Source organism: Janthinobacterium sp. GW822-FHT07H11 (assembly GCF_058798615.1).
Genome location: NZ_CM179507.1, coordinates 4,517,772 through 4,534,351 on the forward strand (window position 1 = coordinate 4,517,772; position 16,580 = coordinate 4,534,351).

At 64.4% G+C, this 16,580-nt stretch carries 15 protein-coding genes; 7 read left to right on the forward strand and 8 right to left on the reverse strand.

The window, feature by feature from the left end:
• The first annotated feature begins 177 nt into the window (after positions 1–177).
• Entirely contained in the window at positions 178–732 is a 555-nt protein-coding gene (locus AC3RCJ_RS19845) for a phosphohydrolase (RefSeq protein ID WP_492964473.1), read from the forward strand.
• 366 nt (positions 733–1,098) lie between these two features.
• Positions 1,099–1,698, forward strand: coding sequence for a response regulator (locus AC3RCJ_RS19850; protein WP_492964475.1), 600 nt, complete (start codon positions 1,099–1,101; stop codon positions 1,696–1,698).
• A 417-nt stretch (positions 1,699–2,115) separates the two neighbouring features.
• Here AC3RCJ_RS19850 and AC3RCJ_RS19855 read toward each other — a convergent pair whose 3' ends face one another.
• A complete protein-coding gene (locus AC3RCJ_RS19855) occupies positions 2,116–2,337 on the reverse strand; it encodes a hypothetical protein (RefSeq protein ID WP_492964477.1) in 222 nt (73 codons plus the stop codon).
• Positions 2,338–2,534: 197 nt separating this feature from the next.
• Here AC3RCJ_RS19855 and AC3RCJ_RS19860 point away from each other — a divergent pair, with 197 nt between their 5' ends.
• Entirely contained in the window at positions 2,535–3,116 is a 582-nt protein-coding gene (locus tag AC3RCJ_RS19860) for a chromate transporter (protein ID WP_492964479.1), read from the forward strand.
• Entirely contained in the window at positions 3,113–3,697 is a 585-nt protein-coding gene (locus AC3RCJ_RS19865) for a chromate transporter (protein WP_492964481.1), read from the forward strand. The genes AC3RCJ_RS19860 and AC3RCJ_RS19865 overlap by 4 nt, the downstream gene beginning before the upstream one ends.
• A 2-nt stretch (positions 3,698–3,699) precedes the next feature.
• On the opposite strand, the gene urtE is transcribed toward AC3RCJ_RS19865, so the two are convergent.
• The 7 genes from urtE to AC3RCJ_RS19900 form a co-directional block, all read right to left on the reverse strand.
• A complete protein-coding gene (gene urtE / locus AC3RCJ_RS19870) occupies positions 3,700–4,398 on the reverse strand; it encodes an urea ABC transporter ATP-binding subunit UrtE (protein ID WP_492964483.1) in 699 nt (232 codons plus the stop codon).
• A 19-nt stretch (positions 4,399–4,417) separates the two neighbouring features.
• Entirely contained in the window at positions 4,418–5,248 is an 831-nt protein-coding gene (urtD, locus tag AC3RCJ_RS19875) for an urea ABC transporter ATP-binding protein UrtD (protein ID WP_492964485.1), read from the reverse strand.
• Positions 5,245–6,366, reverse strand: a complete 1,122-nt coding sequence (gene urtC / locus AC3RCJ_RS19880; RefSeq protein WP_492964487.1) for an urea ABC transporter permease subunit UrtC — start codon at positions 6,364–6,366, stop codon at positions 5,245–5,247. The genes urtD and urtC overlap by 4 nt, the downstream gene beginning before the upstream one ends.
• On the reverse strand, positions 6,363–7,949 hold the full coding sequence (urtB, locus tag AC3RCJ_RS19885; protein WP_492964488.1) for an urea ABC transporter permease subunit UrtB: 1,587 nt from the start codon (positions 7,947–7,949) through the stop codon (positions 6,363–6,365). The genes urtC and urtB overlap by 4 nt, the downstream gene beginning before the upstream one ends.
• A 127-nt stretch (positions 7,950–8,076) precedes the next feature.
• Positions 8,077–9,330, reverse strand: a complete 1,254-nt coding sequence (urtA, locus tag AC3RCJ_RS19890) for an urea ABC transporter substrate-binding protein (protein WP_492964489.1) — start codon at positions 9,328–9,330, stop codon at positions 8,077–8,079.
• Between the two features lie 198 nt (positions 9,331–9,528).
• Positions 9,529–10,317: a DUF4349 domain-containing protein gene (locus AC3RCJ_RS19895; protein WP_492964490.1), complete on the reverse strand. Its 789-nt coding sequence runs from the start codon at positions 10,315–10,317 to the stop codon at positions 9,529–9,531.
• A gap of 16 nt (positions 10,318–10,333) precedes the next feature.
• Positions 10,334–10,945, reverse strand: coding sequence for a transglutaminase-like domain-containing protein (locus AC3RCJ_RS19900; protein ID WP_492964491.1), 612 nt, complete (start codon positions 10,943–10,945; stop codon positions 10,334–10,336).
• A gap of 273 nt (positions 10,946–11,218) precedes the next feature.
• Between AC3RCJ_RS19900 and AC3RCJ_RS19905 the strand changes: the two genes are divergently transcribed.
• Genes AC3RCJ_RS19905 through AC3RCJ_RS19915 form a run of 3 tightly spaced genes read left to right on the forward strand, consistent with a single transcriptional unit; the run spans position 11,219 to position 16,469 of the window.
• Complete coding sequence (locus tag AC3RCJ_RS19905) at positions 11,219–11,800, forward strand: DUF2760 domain-containing protein (RefSeq protein ID WP_492964492.1); 582 nt, start codon at positions 11,219–11,221, stop codon at positions 11,798–11,800.
• The gene (locus tag AC3RCJ_RS19910) at positions 11,797–13,677 is read left to right on the forward strand and encodes an Hsp70 family protein (RefSeq protein WP_492964493.1); all 1,881 of its coding nucleotides are present in this window, start codon (positions 11,797–11,799) and stop codon (positions 13,675–13,677) included. Before AC3RCJ_RS19905 ends, AC3RCJ_RS19910 begins: the two co-directional genes overlap by 4 nt.
• Before the next feature lie 5 nt (positions 13,678–13,682).
• On the forward strand, positions 13,683–16,469 hold the full coding sequence (locus tag AC3RCJ_RS19915) for an Hsp70 family protein (protein ID WP_492964494.1): 2,787 nt from the start codon (positions 13,683–13,685) through the stop codon (positions 16,467–16,469).
• The last annotated feature ends 111 nt before the right edge of the window (positions 16,470–16,580 follow it).

Consider the following 16,580-nt stretch of genomic DNA (forward strand, 5'->3'; position numbering starts at 1 on the left):
AGTTTCAATTAAACAATATTCTCACAGTGTATTTGAGAAAGAACAATGAATGGTATGAAATTAATTGAAGGATTTGCCAATATGCATAGCTGCGGCCGCGCGGTGCGCCAGGCACGGGAAAAGGCAGGCGCGCGCCGCCCGGTGTAGGATGGCATGGTAGCGCCCCCTGCGATGAACATGACTATCGACATGATTACGACCGATTACGTTTCCACCTTTTCCGGCAACCGCTTCTATCCCTTGCGGCCGCATATCGACAAGGTCGCCATCGAGGATATTGCGCATGGCCTCGCCTACCAGTGCCGCTTCAATGGCCAGACGCAAGTGTTCTACTCGATCGCCCAGCACAGCCTGATCGTCGCCGACCTGGTGCCGCCGCCCTTGCGCCTGGCCGCGCTGCTGCACGACGCGGCCGAAGCCTACCTCGGCGACATGGTGAAGCCCCTGAAAGTGCTGTTGCCGGAATTTGCCGCCCTGGAAGACAAGGTCAGCGCCATCATCGCCGCCACGTATGGCATCGACTTCGCCGATTACGCTCCCATCAAGCGCGCCGACCTGATCGCGCTGGCCACGGAAAAGCGCGACCTGATGCCCCATTCCGCCGAGCGGTGGGCCTATCTTGACGGCATCGCCCCCCTCCCCGGTATAATCGTTGCCATGGACCCCGGCCTGGCCAAGCAACGCTTCCTCCAGTATTTTGCCGAGCTGAGCGGCCAAGACCCGGCCGCCTGAGGCGCACGGCCGCCGCTGCCGGCCTAAGCCCCGGTTTTTGCACGGCTTTTTCAGATATCCACAGCAACTGTGGATAAGGTTGTTGATAAGCCCCTCTTGACAAGCCGCAACGCCAGTACTGGTGCGGCTTCCAACAATTTGCTGATTTCACAGGCATTTTTTTAATGCAATGAAATCAACGACTTACAAGCCGGCTCTTGCGCCGGAACAAAGTCACTTTACATCCATCAAAATATATTTTACGGTGCATGATGCGTCGTCGCCCGGGTGCCGTGCGCCCGCCCGCTATCCTTTGACAAACGGGGCGGACTGGCATAGTGTGGATAGGGCGAGCACGATCAACGTTGGGAAAATGCATGAAATCGCATGACTATGGATACCGATAGCACCACGCGGGTGGCCGATGAACCCGACTGGCTGGTGGATGAGCCGCCGGCCGGCACCGGGCAGGCCGGCGAGCCGCGCAATGCGCCGCCGCCGTGGCGCGTGCTGATCGTCGACGATGATGTCGACGTGCACGTGGTGACCAAGTTCGCCCTCAGCCAGGCCAGCTTCCAGGGGCGCAGGCTGAGCTTTCTGCATGCGTATTCGGGCGCGGAGGCATTGGCCGTGCTGCGCAGCACGCCCGATATCGCCGTGGTGCTGCTTGATGTCATCATGGAAACCCAGGATGCGGGCTTGCAGGTGGCGCGCCAGATCCGCGAAGAACTGCACAACAGCGCCGTGCGCATCATCCTGCGCACGGGCCAGCCGGGCCAGGCGCTGGAACACCGTATCATCATCGACTACGACATCAATGATTTCTGGTGCAAGACCGACCTGACCACGCGCAAGCTGTTTACCACCGTCATCGCCTCGCTGCGCACCTATGCCACCCTGCGCGAAGCCCAGCAGCAAGTGAGCAACCTGGCCGCCGCCCTGGCACAGCACGGCGACAAGCCGCCGGCCCCGGGCCAAAACAGCTGAGCTCGAACAACCGACTTTTGGTTAAAAAACAATTGCACTGGATGCATATACAGCCTTGTCAGCCAGCACGTTTTCGGGCTCGGCGCAACAGCATGGCCCCGCCCGATCCGCCGAAACGACCTAAGTGGCGGATTGTTAAGCGCTTTTTCAGATATCCACACGGACTGTGGATATCTTTGTGGATAAGCGCCTATTGACAGCCTCCAAAGCCACAGCCCGTGCGGCTTTCAATAAACTGCTCAATCAAACAGCAAAAATAAAACCCATCAAAATCAAGCACTTACAAACTCACAGATATGCACGTGAAAATTATTTCGGGAATTTCACCAACCCATCATTTGTGCATAACTGAGCCGTAATGAGCATGTAGACAAGGCCCGCCTGAAGCTCATGGCAACACGGCGTCCCTGCCCCGCATCAATGGAGGGCCTGGCGCCGCTGCTCGGGATGCAGCAGCACCCTTTCGATCAGTTCCGGGTCGATATTGTATGACTTCAGGTATTCCAACGCGCACAAGGTACTGAAGGCGGCCTGCACGGCGATGCCCAGGTTGACGATATCGCACATCTTCTGGTCGACGCGGACATGGCGCACCATGGCCTGGGCGGGCATATGCAGCGTTTGGGGTGAACTAGGCATGATGGAGCACTCCTGCGAAGAGGGGGAAGGATGGGACGGCAGCGTGGCGCCACGGCACCGGCATGCGCGGGGACAGCGAAAGTATTGCCTATAAATTCTCGATGTCAATGACATGCGGACATGAGGCGCTATTTTTTCTGCCACAGCTGAGGCTAAAAGCAATGGACAAGCGCGCGCGGACACAGCGATAATCAGCGATGCCTACCTCGTTTTCGTCCCAGCCGCCCCGTCCGCAGCCCGCCTCGCTTGCCGACCTGTTTTTTTCATTTACCTGGCTGGCCCTGCAAGGCTTTGGCGGCGTGCTGGCCGTGATCCAGCGGGAAATGGTCGAACGCAAGCGCTGGCTCACGCAAGAGGAATTCCTGGAAGACTGGGCCGTGGCGCAAATCATGCCCGGGCCCAACGTGGTCAACCTGTCGCTGATGGTGGGCGGGCGCTATTTCGGCTTGCGGGGCGCGCTGGCGGCCCTGGCCGGCATGCTGGCCGTGCCCCTCGTCATCGTCCTGCTGCTGGGCGTGCTGTACACGCGCTTTGGCGACAACCCGCAGATGGCCGGCGCCTTGCGCGGCATGGCGGCCGTCTCGGCCGGCATGATCGCCGCCACGGGCGTGAAACTGGCCGCCGCCCTGGGCAAGCACCCGCTGCCCCTGTGGCTGACCTTGTCCATCACCGTGCTGGGCGTGCTGATGGTGGCCGTGCTGCGCTGGCCCCTGCTGTATATCCTGCTGGGCCTGGGCGGCATCGGCTGCCTGCTGACGTACCGGAAGCTGTCCGCATGAACCCGCCCTTGCAACTGGTGCTGAGCACGGGCGACTGGCTGAACCTGTTCGGCCACTACCTGATGCTGTCGCTGATGTCGATCGGCGGCGCCATTTCCACCACCGCGGAAATGCACCGCTTCCTCGTCGAACAGCATGGCTGGCTGACGCAGGCCCAGTTCAACGAATCGATCGCCATCGCCCAGGCCGCACCGGGGCCCAACGTGCTGTTCGTCGCCCTGATGGGCTGGAACGTGGGCATGAACGCGGGCAGCTACGCGGCCGCCTACCTGGGCGTGCTGGTGACGATGGTGGGCATCATGCTGCCCAGCACGACCCTCACCTACGTGGCGGCCCAGTGGGGCTACCGCAACCGCGACCTGCGGCCCGTGCGCGCCTTCAAGCAAGGCATGGCGCCCATCGTCGTCGCCCTCTTGATTTCCACCGGCATGATCTTGGGCGGCGCCAACCATGACCTCCGCACGGACTGGCCCCTGTGGAGCCTGTCCATCGTGGCCGGCCTGATCATCTGGCGCACGAAGATCCATTTGCTGTGGCTGCTGGCAGCCGGCGCCGTACTGGGCTGGTTCCAGCTCGTCTGACCTTACACGGCCAGATGCCGTTTTACCTCATCGCCATCCATCTGTTCCGCCTTGCCGCTGGCCACCACGCTGCCGCGCGACAGCACGATGAATTCGTCAGCCAATTCGCGGGCGAAATCAAAATACTGTTCGCACAGCACGATGGCCATGTCGCCCCGCTGTTTCAACAAGGAAATAACGCGGCCGATATCCTTGATGACGGAGGGCTGGATGCCCTCGGTCGGCTCGTCGAAGATGATCAGCTGCGGCTCGGCCAGCAGGGCGCGTGCGATGGCCAGCTGCTGTTGTTGCCCGCCGGACAAATCTCCGCCGCGCCGCGCCAGCATCTCTTTTAATACAGGAAACAGCTCATACACGTGGGGATCGATGCGCGCAGCCTGCCTGCCCAGCTTGCTCGCCATGCCCATCAGCAAGTTCTCCTCGACCGTCAGGCGTGCAAAGATATCCCTCCCCTGCGGCACGTAAGCCATGCCCAGCCTGGCCCGCGCATGTGGCGCCAGCCTGCTGATGTCGCGGCCATCGAGCACGACCTTGCCCTGCGCCACGGGCAGCACGCCCATCAGGCATTTGAGCAAGGTCGTCTTGCCGACGCCATTGCGCCCCAGCAAGGCCAGGCACTCGCCCTGGCGCGCCAACAGGTTGATGCCGCGCAAGGTGTGCGAGGAGCCATAGTATTGATTCAATTCTTGCACTTCGAGCATGGCCTGTGATCTCCCCTTATTATCTTCCCATATAGACTTCGATGACCCGCTCGTCGGCTTGCACTTCGTCCATACGCCCCTGCGCCAGCACGGCCCCTTCATGCAGCACGGTGACGATGCCTTGCCGGGCAATCTCCGCGACGAAACCCATGTCATGCTCGACCACCATGATCGAATGCTTGCCGCGCAATTCATCGAGCAATTCCGCCGTGCGCGCCGTTTCCGCGTCCGACATGCCGGCCACCGGTTCATCCAATAAAATCAGCTGCGGCTCCTGCATCAGGAGCATGCCGATTTCCAGCCACTGCTTTTGCCCGTGCGACAGTAAACCGGCCAGCCGCGCCTCGTGGCCATGGAGGCGGATCAGGCGCAATATCGCGTCGATCCTGCCTGCCTGCTCCGAAGACAGGCGCGCAAACAGGGTGGGCGCCACGCGCTTGTCCATCTTCATCGCCAGTTCCAGGTTGTCGAACACCGTGTGCTGCTCGAACACGGTGGGACGCTGGAACTTGCGGCCGATGCCCGCGTGGGCGATCTGCGCTTCCGTCATCGTGGCCAGGTTCATGGTCTGGCCGAACCAGGCCGTGCCGGACGTGGGCCGCGTCTTGCCCGTGATCACATCCATCATCGTCGTCTTGCCCGCCCCGTTAGGACCTATGATGCAGCGCAACTCGCCCACGGAAATGTCGAGGCTCAGCTTGTTGATGGCCTTGAAGCCGTCGAACGACACGCTGATATCTTCCAGATACAGAATCGCGCCGTGCGTCGTATCGACGCCCTCGCCTTTTACGCGCGAATATGTCGGCCCCGCTTCCGCGCTGGCCATGCCGGGCAACATGCGGATGCTCATGCGGCCTCCCCTGCCACGGCGGCGGCCTTTTTACGTTTGAGCTTGCGCAACACGCCCAGCATGCCCTGCTGCATGAACAGGGTGACGACGATGAAGAGCAAGCCCAGCGCGAACAGCCACAGTTCCGGCAAGGCGGCCGTGAACCAGCTTTTCAAGCCGTTGACGGTAAAGGCGCCCAGAATCGGGCCGAGCAAGGTGCCGCGTCCGCCCACGGCTACCCACACGACCATCTCGATGGAGTTGGCGGGCGACATTTCGGACGGGTTGATGATGCCCACCTGGGGCACGTACAGGGCGCCGGCGATGCCGCACAGCACGGCGGATAAAGTCCAGACGAACAGCTTGAACCACAGCGGGTTGTAGCCGAGAAACATCAAGCGCGCCTCGCTGTCGCGTACGCCCTGCAGCACCCTACCCAGTTTCGACGCGACGATGGCGCGCGCGCCCACCAACGCCGCCAGCAGGATGGCCAGGGTCAGCAGGAACAGCACGGCACGGGTGGCGGGCGCCGTGATACTGTGGCCTAATATCGTCTTGAAATCCGTGAAACCATTGTTACCGCCAAAGCCGGTGTCGTTGCGGAAGAACAAGAGCATGAAGGCATACGTCATCGCCTGCGTGATGATGGAAAAATACACGCCCTTGATGCGCGAGCGAAAGGCAAAGTAGCCAAACACGAAGGCCAGCACGCCGGGCACCAGCACGACGAGGGCCATGCAGTACCAGAAGTGTTCCGTGAAGGCCCAGTACCACGGGTAAGTTTTCCAGTCGAGAAAGACCATGAAATCGGGCAAGCTGCTGTGGTACTGGCCCTGCTCGCCGATGGCGCGCATCAGGTACATGCCGTGCGCATACGCGCCCAGCGCAAAGAACACGCCGTGTCCGAGCGACAAAATGCCCGTATAGCCCCAGACGAGGTCCAGCGCCAGCGCGGCCAGCGCGTAGCACATGAACTTGCCCACCAGCGCCACCGTGTAGGCGGACACGTGCAAGGCATGCCCTTCGGCAAACGCCAGGTTAAAAATCGGCAACAGCGCCGCCAGCACGCTGCAGGCGGCAATCGCCAGCCAGACGGGCCGCGTGAACAGGCCCTGTTTGATCGGGTAGGAGGTAGTCATTCGACGCTGCGTCCCTTCATGGCAAACAGGCCCTGCGGCCGGCGCTGGATGAAAATGATGATGAATACCAGGATGGCGATCTTCGCCAGCACGGCGCCCGCCACCGGTTCGAGGAATTTGTTGACTTCGCCCAGGCCCAGCGCGGCGATCACGGTGCCGGCCAGCTGGCCCACGCCACCGAGCACCACCACCATGAAGGAATCGACGATGTAGCTTTGGCCCAGGTCCGGCCCCACATTGCCCAGCTGCGACAGGGCCACGCCACCGAGCCCGGCGATGCCGGAACCGAGGCCGAAGGTCAGCATGTCGACCTTGCCCGTGGCCACGCCCACGCAATCGGCCATGCGGCGGTTTTGCGTAACGGCCCGCACGAACAGGCCCAGCCGCGTCTTGTTCAGGATCAACCACACGGCCACGACGACGACGATGGCAAAGACGATGATGGCCAGCCGGTTGTACGGCAGCACGAGGCCGCCCAGCACGGTGACGCCGCCCGACATCCAGGCCGGATTGGCCACTTCCACGTTTTGCGCGCCAAAGATGGTGCGGACCAGCTGCATCAGGATCAGGCTGATGCCCGAGGTGGCCAGCAGGGTTTCCAGCGGCCGCCCGTACAGCCAGCGGATCACCGTGCGCTCGAGCGCCACGCCCACCAGTCCCGCGACGAGAAAGGCGGCCGGCAGGGCGGCCAGCAGATATATATCCTGCAGGCCAGGCAAATAGGTGCGGAAGAACAGCTGGCACAGATAGGTCGTGTAAGCGCCTATCATCAGCAATTCGCCGTGCGCCATATTGATGATGCCCATCAAGCCGAAGGTGATGGCCAGCCCCAGCGCCGCCAGCAGCAGCACGCTGCCCAGCGAGATGCCGTAGAACACATTGCCGGCCAATTCCATGCGCGCCACTCTTCCCTTGATCTGGCGCAGGGTCTCGATGGCGGCCAGCTGCACGGCTTCGTCCGGCTCACCCCCCTTCTCCAGCATGGCTTGCAGCACGGGCAGCAAGCGCGCGTCGCTGCTGCCGGCCAACGCCTGCACGGCGGCCTTGCGCGTGGCCGCATCGGGCGCATGCAGGTTGGCGCTGGCGATCAGCAGCTGCAATAGCTGTTTGATGTCGGCATCGTTTTCCCGCGCCAGCGCCGTGCGGATCAGGGGCAGCTGCGCGGGATCAACGGCCTGTTGCAAGGCTTGCGCGGCCGCCAGCCGTACCGTCCGTTCCGGCGCCAGCAGCTGCAAGCCCGACAAGGCGCCCGCCACGGCCGCGCGCAGGCGGTTGTTGACCATCACGCCGTCGATGCCGTCCGGCAGCGGCACGTTCCGGCCGCTTGCAGGGTCATATGCCTGCTCGCCATCGACGAGGTACACCTTGCCGTCGGGCGCGGCGTACAGGCTGTCATCCTGCAGGGCGCGCAGCACGCGGGCGGCCTCGGGCGTGGCCAGGGCGGCGATCCGGGCCACGGCGGCGACCCTTGTATCGGGGTCGTCGCCAGCCAGCGGCTTGAGCAGGTCGGGAGCGATGGCGGCCTGCGCCAGCGAGGATAGCAACAGGCAGGCGAGGACCAGCAGTTTGGGGAGAAGCTGCATGTGCGTTCCAAAGAATGACTGCACGGGGGCGTATGCTGCCCCCAAGGGCGACGACTGGGGTCGGATGGGGACGCCTAGTCCCTGAGGGTCCGACCCCGGCAGTTGCTGCTGGGTTAAATATCAGCGCCTACAGCTTTTGCTTGCCCTCATTACCCTTGATATACGGGCTCCACGGCTGGGCGCGTAGCGGTTCCTTGGTTTTCCACACGACATTGAATTGCCCATCGGCCTTGATCTCGCCGATCATCACGGGCTTGTGCAAGTGGTGATTGCTCGCATCCATGGTCAGGGTGAAGCCCGATGGCGCCTTGAAGCTCTGGCCGGCCATGGCGGCGATCACCTTGTCCGTGTCCGTCGATTTCGCCTTTTCCACGGCTTGCGCCCACATGTGGATGCCGACATAGGTCGCTTCCATCGGGTCGTTCGTCACCACCGAAGCCGCGTTCGGCAGTTTTTGCGCCACGGCATACGCCTTCCACTGCTTGATGAAGGCCGTATTCACGGGGTTCTTGACGGATTCGAAATAATTCCACGCCGCCAGATGCCCGAGCAGCGGCTTGGCATCGATGCCGCGCAGCTCTTCCTCGCCCACGGAAAACGCGACGACGGGCACGTCCGTGGCTTTCAAGCCCGCATTGCCCAGTTCCTTGTAGAACGGCACGTTCGAGTCGCCATTGATGGTGGAAATGACGGCCGTCTTGCCGCCGGCGGAAAACTTCTTGATATTGGCGACGATGGTTTGATAGTCGGCATGGCCGAACGGCGTGTAGACCTCGCTGATATCGCCATCCTTGACTCCCTTGCTTCTCAGAAAGGCGCGCAAGATCTTGTTGGTGGTGCGCGGATACACGTAATCAGTGCCCAGCAGCACGAAGCGCTTGGCGCCGCCGCCATCTGTGCTCATCAAATATTCCACGGCGGGGATCGCCTGCTGGTTGGGCGCGGCGCCCGTATAAAACACATTCTTTTCCAGTTCCTCGCCCTCGTATTGCACCGGGTAAAACAGCAGGCTGTTGAGTTCCTTGAAGACGGGTAAAACCGACTTGCGCGAGACAGACGTCCAGCAGCCGAACACCACGGCGACTTTATCCTGCGCCACCAGCTGTCTCGCTTTTTCCGCGAACAGGGGCCAGTTCGAGGCCGGATCGACGACGACCGGCTCCAGCTTCTTGCCCAGCACGCCGCCCTTGGCATTGATCTCGGCGATCGTCATCAGCGCCACGTCCTTCAGCGACGTTTCGGAAATGGCCATGGTGCCCGACAGCGAGTGCAAGATGCCTACCTTGATGGTATCGGCGGCCAGGGCCGCCTGCATGCAGATGGAGGTGGCCAGGGCCAGGGCGCCGGCGGCGGCCGCTTTCAGGATGATGCGTCGTGACATGGGGACTCCTGTGATGGGTTCGTGGGGTCGAGCTGGGTCTGCCATGTTGTTAAAGCAGAATGCATGCCAGCACCAAGAGGTGGCCGCCATGGTGCAAGCGGCCCTCGCCGCACGAAAAAAAACCTGGCTGCACAAGGACTGTGCAGCCAGGTTTCAAATTGCCGTAAAACGGTGCGCGGCAGGCTTAATTCTTGCGCATCAATCCTTGCGCGGAGCTCCACGAAGACGGCGCCAGCCCTTGCGTCCCAGCGGGAACAGCAGCACGAACGCGACCAGCCACGGCAAAATATACGCCATGGCCGTGATGGCGTTGGCCACGCCTTCCGACAGGTTGTCCGTGAAATTGCCCAGCGCACGCTTGACGGGCGTCCAGAACGATTGCTTGCCTTCCGCGCTGATGGCCACGTTCAGCAAGTCCGTGTCTATGCGCTGCATCAACAGGGCATTGGCCGCCGTCGCCTGTTCCAGCTCCACCTGCACGGTGGCCAGCTCCTTGCTCACCTTGATCAGCGCATCGACATTCGTGCCCGAGCGCTTTTCCAGGTCTTGCAGCTGCGCCTGGTACTGCTTGAGCATGTCCAGGCGTTTCTTGCTGTCGAGCACAGGGCGGCCCAGGTCTTCCACCTTGGTGCCCTGGCTGGTGACGTCGCCTTCGGCCGCGACCAGCGCAACGAGCTTCTTGATGCCGGCCGGCTTGGCGCGCATGCTGATGCGCGCATGCACGTAGCGGCCGCTGTCGATGCTCGAATCGAGCAGCAGGCAGCCGTTTTCCGTATCGGCCTTGCAGGCGGCGACGACTTTTTCATACAGGGGCCGCACTTGCGCCTCGTGCGTATCGACGCTGACATTATGTTCATAGGCCAGGAACTCGCTGCCCTTTTCCTTGCCGTCCAGGCGCGCGGCGCTCGATGGACCGCCGCTCTCGCCCTTGCCGCCGCAACCGGCCAGTAACATCAGGCCGAACAGACCAACATACACTTTTTTCATGATTTCTTTCTTGAGATTATTTTTGCAGCGGCAACAATTCGATATCGGGCAAGTGCGCGGCCACATCCTGCACGGTCGCATGGCCGGTCAGCGATGCGATCACCTGCGGCAGCGGCTCCGCCCAGATTTCCGGCAGATCGCGCTCTTCCGGCGCCAGCACGGGAAAGGCCAGCTGTTCCTGCGGGGGCGCGAAGGCGGCGGCGACACCGGGCTTGTTGCCGCGCGCATCGATGCGGTACCAGCCAAATTCTTGCAAGTACACGGCATTCAAGCCATGCAGGCAGAACGGCGGCCCCACTTCCCCCACGGCCAGGCGCTGGTAGCACAGGCCGGCGGGGATGCCATTGGCGCGCAGCAGCGCGGCCAGCAGATGGCTCTTCGCATAACAGTATCCCGTGCCATGCTGCAAGACGTCGGAGGCGCGGCAGGTGACGGGATTGCGCCGGTAATCCCAGCTGTGGGCGATCTCGTCGCGCACGAAGGCAAAGCAGCGGGCCGCGATGGCGGCGTCGCCCACGGCGCCTGCCGCCAGTGCGGCCGCCTTGGCGCGCACGGCTGGATGCTCGCTGTCGATATGCGTGCTGCTGGCCAGATATATGGAAAAGTCGGGGGAAAATTCGGTAGCCATGGCATCAAGATCATGCAAAAAGATAATGCGCGATTCTAGTCGAAGCGGCACGAAATCGAGCGTTTCCTTGCGCAGGAACAAAGAAAATCCCCGCCTCGGGCAGGCTGCGCGGGTGGCGGCGACTTTGGCGCCGGCGCCGTAGCTGGTATCATGCGGGCAAACGCCAGCCGGCCTGACATGCACAACGGGCCGGCGCATGCAACACCTTGCGAAGCGGCCCGCCCTTCAGCGCACCGCCGACGCCCCCCCTACAGATCAGAGAAACGAGTTCCTATGAGCACACCATCGTCCCACCCATCGTTCTGGCGCAGAGTCCCGCTGGCCTTCGGCGCCTTCTTCAGCACCCTGTCCGACGCCGCCTATGCGGCCCGCGTGGAAAAGCTGTCGCTGCCCGAAGCCGCCCCGGTGGCGCCCGTGCCCCCTGCTCCGGCCCCCGTGCCGACGCCGGCCGCCGCCCCCGTCATCTTGAAAGAAGCGACGCCTGACGCGGCCCTGCAATTGCTGGCCCTGCTGCAGCGCGAAGCGCGCCTGATCGACTTCACCCAGGAAAACCTGGGCAGCCATGCCGATGCCGACATCGGCGCGGCCGCCCGCGTCGTGCATGAAGGCTGCGCCAAGGTCATGCGCGAATACTTCACCATCGACGCCGTGCGCCAGGAAGCCGAGGGCAGCCGCATCGTGCTGCAGGAAGGTTTTGACAGCGCGCAAGTACGCCTGACGGGCAACGTCGTCGGGTCCGCGCCATTCACGGGCACCCTCAGCCACCGCGGCTGGCGCGCTTCGAGCGTGCGCCTGCCGAAACTGAGCGGGCAGCACGACGCGTCCATCCTCGCACCGGCCGAGGTGGAACTGTGAACGATATAACGAGCAACAGCCCGAACAACAGCCCGCGCTACGCCATCGGCATCGACCTGGGCACCACCCACAGCGCCCTGTCGTATGTGAACCTGGTCGAGAGCGACGGCGAGCAATCGAGCCACGGCGTGCTGAAAGTGCCGCAGTTGTCGGCGCCTGGCACCGTCGAAGAATTGTCGCTACTGCCGTCCTTCGTCTACCTGCCGCACGCCGATGAAGTGGCGGCGGGCGACCTGGCCCTGCCCTGGGTCACGGAAGAAGCCGAAGCGCCGTTCGTCGTCGGCGAAATGGCCCGCAGCCGCGGCGCCACCACGCCGATCCGTCTGGTGTCGAGCGCAAAAAGCTGGCTGTGCCACCCGGGCGTGGACCGCCGCGCGGCCATCCTGCCGAACGACGCACCGGCCGAAGTGGCGCGCATCTCGCCGATCACGGCCGCCACGCGCTACCTGACGCACTTGCGCCAGGCCTGGGACCACGCCCACCCGCAAGCGCCGTTCGCCGAGCAGGAAATCACGGTGACGATACCCGCCTCGTTCGACCCGGCCGCGCGCGAGCTGACGATGGAAGCGGCGCAGGCGGCCGGCTACGCGTCGCTGACCCTGCTGGAAGAGCCGCAGGCGGCCCTGTACAGCTGGATACAGACCAGCGAAGGCCGCTGGCGCAAGGAAGTCAAGCCGGGCGACATCATTTTAGTGGTCGACGTGGGCGGCGGCACCAGCGACTTTTCGCTGATCGCCGTGCTCGAGCGCGACGGCGTGCTGGAGCCGCACCGCGTGGCGGTCGGCGAACATATCCTGCTGGGCGGCGACAATATGGACCTGGCCCTGGCCCACCTGGTGGCGCGCAAGCTGGCCGCCAACGGCACCCAGCTGGACGCTTGGCAGATGCGCGCACTCACTTACGGCTGCCGCAGCGCCAAGGAAAGCCTGCTGGCCGACAGCGGCCTCGATGTGGCGCCGATCGTCGTGCCCAGCCGCGGCTCGAAACTGATCGGCGGCTCCATCCGCACGGAATTGACGCGCGCGGAAGTGTCCACCTTCATCCTCGACGGCTTCTTCCCGCAGGTGGAAGCGTCGAGCCGCCCCGCCGTGCGCACGCGCGCCGGCCTGACGCAATTGGGCTTGCCGTATGCGCAGGACGCGGCCATCACGCGCCACCTGGCCGCCTTCCTGGGCCGCCAAGTGGCGGCCACCAGCGAGCTGGAAGGCTTCGCCGGCCGCCAGGCGGAAGGCGCCAGCTTCTTGCATCCGACGGCCGTGCTGTTCAACGGCGGCGTCTTCAAGTCGGACTTGCTGGTGCAGCGCATCATGGCGACCGTCAACGACTGGCTCTACATGGAAGGCGCGGAGCCGGCGCGCATGCTGGCCGGGGCCGACCTGGACCTGGCCGTCGCGCGCGGCGCGGCCTATTACAGCTACGTGCGGCGCGGCCATGGCGTGCGCATCCGCGGCGGCACGGCCAGCTCCTTTTATGTGGCCATCGAATCGGCCATGCCCGCCATCCCCGGCATGGAACCGCCTATCCAGGCCCTGTGCGTGGCGCCGTTCGGCATGGAAGAAGGCAGCGAGCTGGAACTGCCGGGCCAGCAATTCGGCCTCGTCGTGGGCGAACCCGTGCACTTCCGCTTCTTCGCCTCGTCCACGCGCCGCAACGACCAGATCGGCGACTTGCTCGACTTCTGGGGTCCCGATGAATTGCAGGAGCTGAGCGAAATCCAGGCGACGCTGTCCGCCGAAGGCCGCTCGGCCGGCGATGTCGTGCAAGTCAAGCTGCACGCACGCGTGACGGAAGCGGGCACCCTGGAACTGCTGGCCGTCTCCCCTGACGGCGCCGAGCGCTGGAAGGTGGAGTTCGACGTGCGCGGCACGCCGCAATAAGCGCCATGGGCAGCACTGCGGGCAAGCCGGCCTTCCTGGTCGGCATCGACCTGGGTACCACCAATACGGTGGTCGCTTATGCCAATGCGGCCAATGCGGCCGATGCGCAGGCGGGAATAAACCTGTTCGCCATCGAACAGCTGGTCGCGCCCGGCGAAGTGGCCGCACGCCCCCTGCTGCCCTCCTTGCGCTACCACCCCGCCGCCGGCGAGCTGGCGGCGGGCGACTTGCAGCTGCCGTGGCCGCAGCAGGACGGTGCTGGCATGGAAGCTGCCGTGCTGGGCGCCCTGGCGCGCCAGCTCGGCGCCCAGGTGCCGGGCCGGCTGGTCACCAGCGCGAAGAGCTGGCTGTCGCATGCGAACGTGGACCGCCAGGCACCGATCTTGCCGTGGGGCGCCGAAGCCGACGTGGCCAAGGTCTCGCCCGTGGCGGCCAGCGCCAGCTACCTCGCCTATGTGCGCGCGGCGTGGAATCACCGCTTCCCCGACGCGCCCCTCGAAGAGCAGGAACTGGTGCTGACCATCCCCGCCTCGTTCGACGAGGGTGCGCGCGCACTCACCTTGGCAGCAGCTCGCATGGCGGGCCTGCCCACCTTGCGGCTGGTGGAAGAACCGCAGGCCGCCTTTTATGACTACCTGCAGCGCCAGCGCGACACCCTGCGCGCAGACTTGTCCAACACGCGCCGCATTTTGGTCTGCGACGTGGGCGGCGGCACCACGGATTTCAGCCTGATCGACGTCGCCTTCGATGACGACGACGCACCGCAGCTCACGCGCAGCAGCGTGGGCAACCACCTGATCCTCGGCGGCGACAATATGGACCTGGCGCTGGCCCACCTGGTGGAAACGCGCATGGCGGCAGGCGTCGAGGGCGGCATGAAACTGTCCGCCGCGCGCCTGTCGCAGCTGATGGAGCGCTGCCGCGCGGCCAAGGAGCTGCTGCTGTCGAACGACGCGCCCGAGAGCGCCACCGTCACCCTGCTGGGCGCCGGTTCGCGTTTGATCGGTGGCAGCCGTTCCGCCGACCTCACGCGCGAGGAAGTGGCGGCCATGGTGGTCGACGGCTTCTTCCCGACAGTGGAATTGAGCGACACGGCGAAAAAAGGCCGCGCCGGCATCGTCGAATTCGGCCTGCCGTATGCGCAGGACGCGGCCATCACGCGCCACCTGGCCAGCTTCCTGCACCAGCAGCAGGGCGACCTGCCCGATACCCTGCTGCTCAATGGCGGCGTATTCCGCGCCGACGCATTGGCGCGCCGCCTGGCCGAGACGCTGGCGCACTGGCGGGGCCAGCCCCTGACCATCCTGCACAACGATAACCCCGACGTGGCCGTGGCGCGTGGCGCCGTCGCCTACGCGCTGGCGCGGCGCGGCCAGGCGCCGCGCATCGGCGGCGGTTCGCCGCGCAGCTACTTCCTCGTGCTGGGCGAGTCGGGCAAGGACCACCGCGCCGTCTGCATCCTGCCACGCGGCAGCGCCAGCGGCGAGGAAATCCGCCTGACGCAGCGCCTGTTCGCGCTGCGCCTGGGCCGGCCCGTGCGCTTCCACCTGGCCTCATCGATCGCGGAAACAGGCACGCCGCCCAGGCTGGGCGACATCATCGACCTGGCCGAAGGCGAGTACCTGCGCCTGCCGCCGCTGGCCAGCGTGCTGCATGATAAACAGGATGCCGGCGACAAGCGCGAAATCACCGTGCAGCTGGCCACCGTGATGACGGAAGTGGGCACCCTGGAAGTGCATTGCGTGGCCGCAGCCGATGCGGGCCAGCGCTGGCTGCTGGAATTCCAGTTGCGGGGCGAAGAGGAAACGCAGGCCGAAACGTCCAGCGTGCCGCCACGCGTGAAGGAAGCGGTCGAGAAGATCGAGCGCATCTTCGGCGGCAAGGCGCAAAAGGTCGACACCAAGGAAGTGCGCCAGTTGCGCCAGCACCTGGAACGGGGACTGGGCGGGCGCGAAAGCTGGGAGACTCCCTTGCTGCGCCAGCTGTTCGACGCCCTCCTGCTGCGCGCGCGTGGCCGCCGCCGCTCCGCCGAGCACGAGCGGGTGTGGCTGAACCTGGCCGGCTACTGTTTGCGCCCCGGCTATGGCGAGGCGCTCGATCCATGGCGCATGGAGCAGCTGTGGGCGCTGTTCGACACGGGCGTCCAGCATCACAAGGACAACCAGGTGTGCGCCGAATGGTGGACCCTGTGGCGCCGCGTGGCCGGCGGCTTGAGTTCGGAGCAGCAATTGCGCCTGCTCGACGACTTTGCCTTCAACCTGCAAGCCGACGCGGCCCAGCGCGGCAGCCGCCCCGTCACCCTGGTGAACGGCAGTGACGACGACATGCTGCGCCTCGGTGCCTCGCTCGAGCGCATCCCCGGCGCCTACAAGGCGGAAGTGGGCGCCTGGCTGCTGAAACGCCTGCAAAAGGCCGATAAAAAGGGCGAAGCGGCCGACACGAATACCCTGTGGGCGCTGGCCAGGGTCGGCGCGCGCCAGCCCTTCCACGGCAGCGCGCACGAAGTGGTCGACAGCGCCACCGTGGCCGAATGGCTCACCATGCTGCTGGCGCTGGACTGGAAAAAGGTGGAGCCGGCGGCGTTTGCCGCCGCCCACCTGGCGCGCATGACGGGCGACCGCTCGCGCGACATCGGCGACGACCTGCGGGCCACCATCCTGGCCCGCCTGAAAGCCGTCGGCGCCCCGCCCCTGTGGCAAACGATGGTCAGCGAAGTGACGCCACTGGACGAAGCGGCTACCAAGCGCATGCTGGGCGAGGCGCTGCCGCCGGGCTTGAAGCTGATCGGCTGAAACCATGGATCACGTAGGTCGGATTAGCGTAGCGTAATCCGACAGGCATCGCCAACAATGTTGTCGGATGACGGCCTGCGGCCTGATCCGACCTACCCTTCGCTGCGCGCG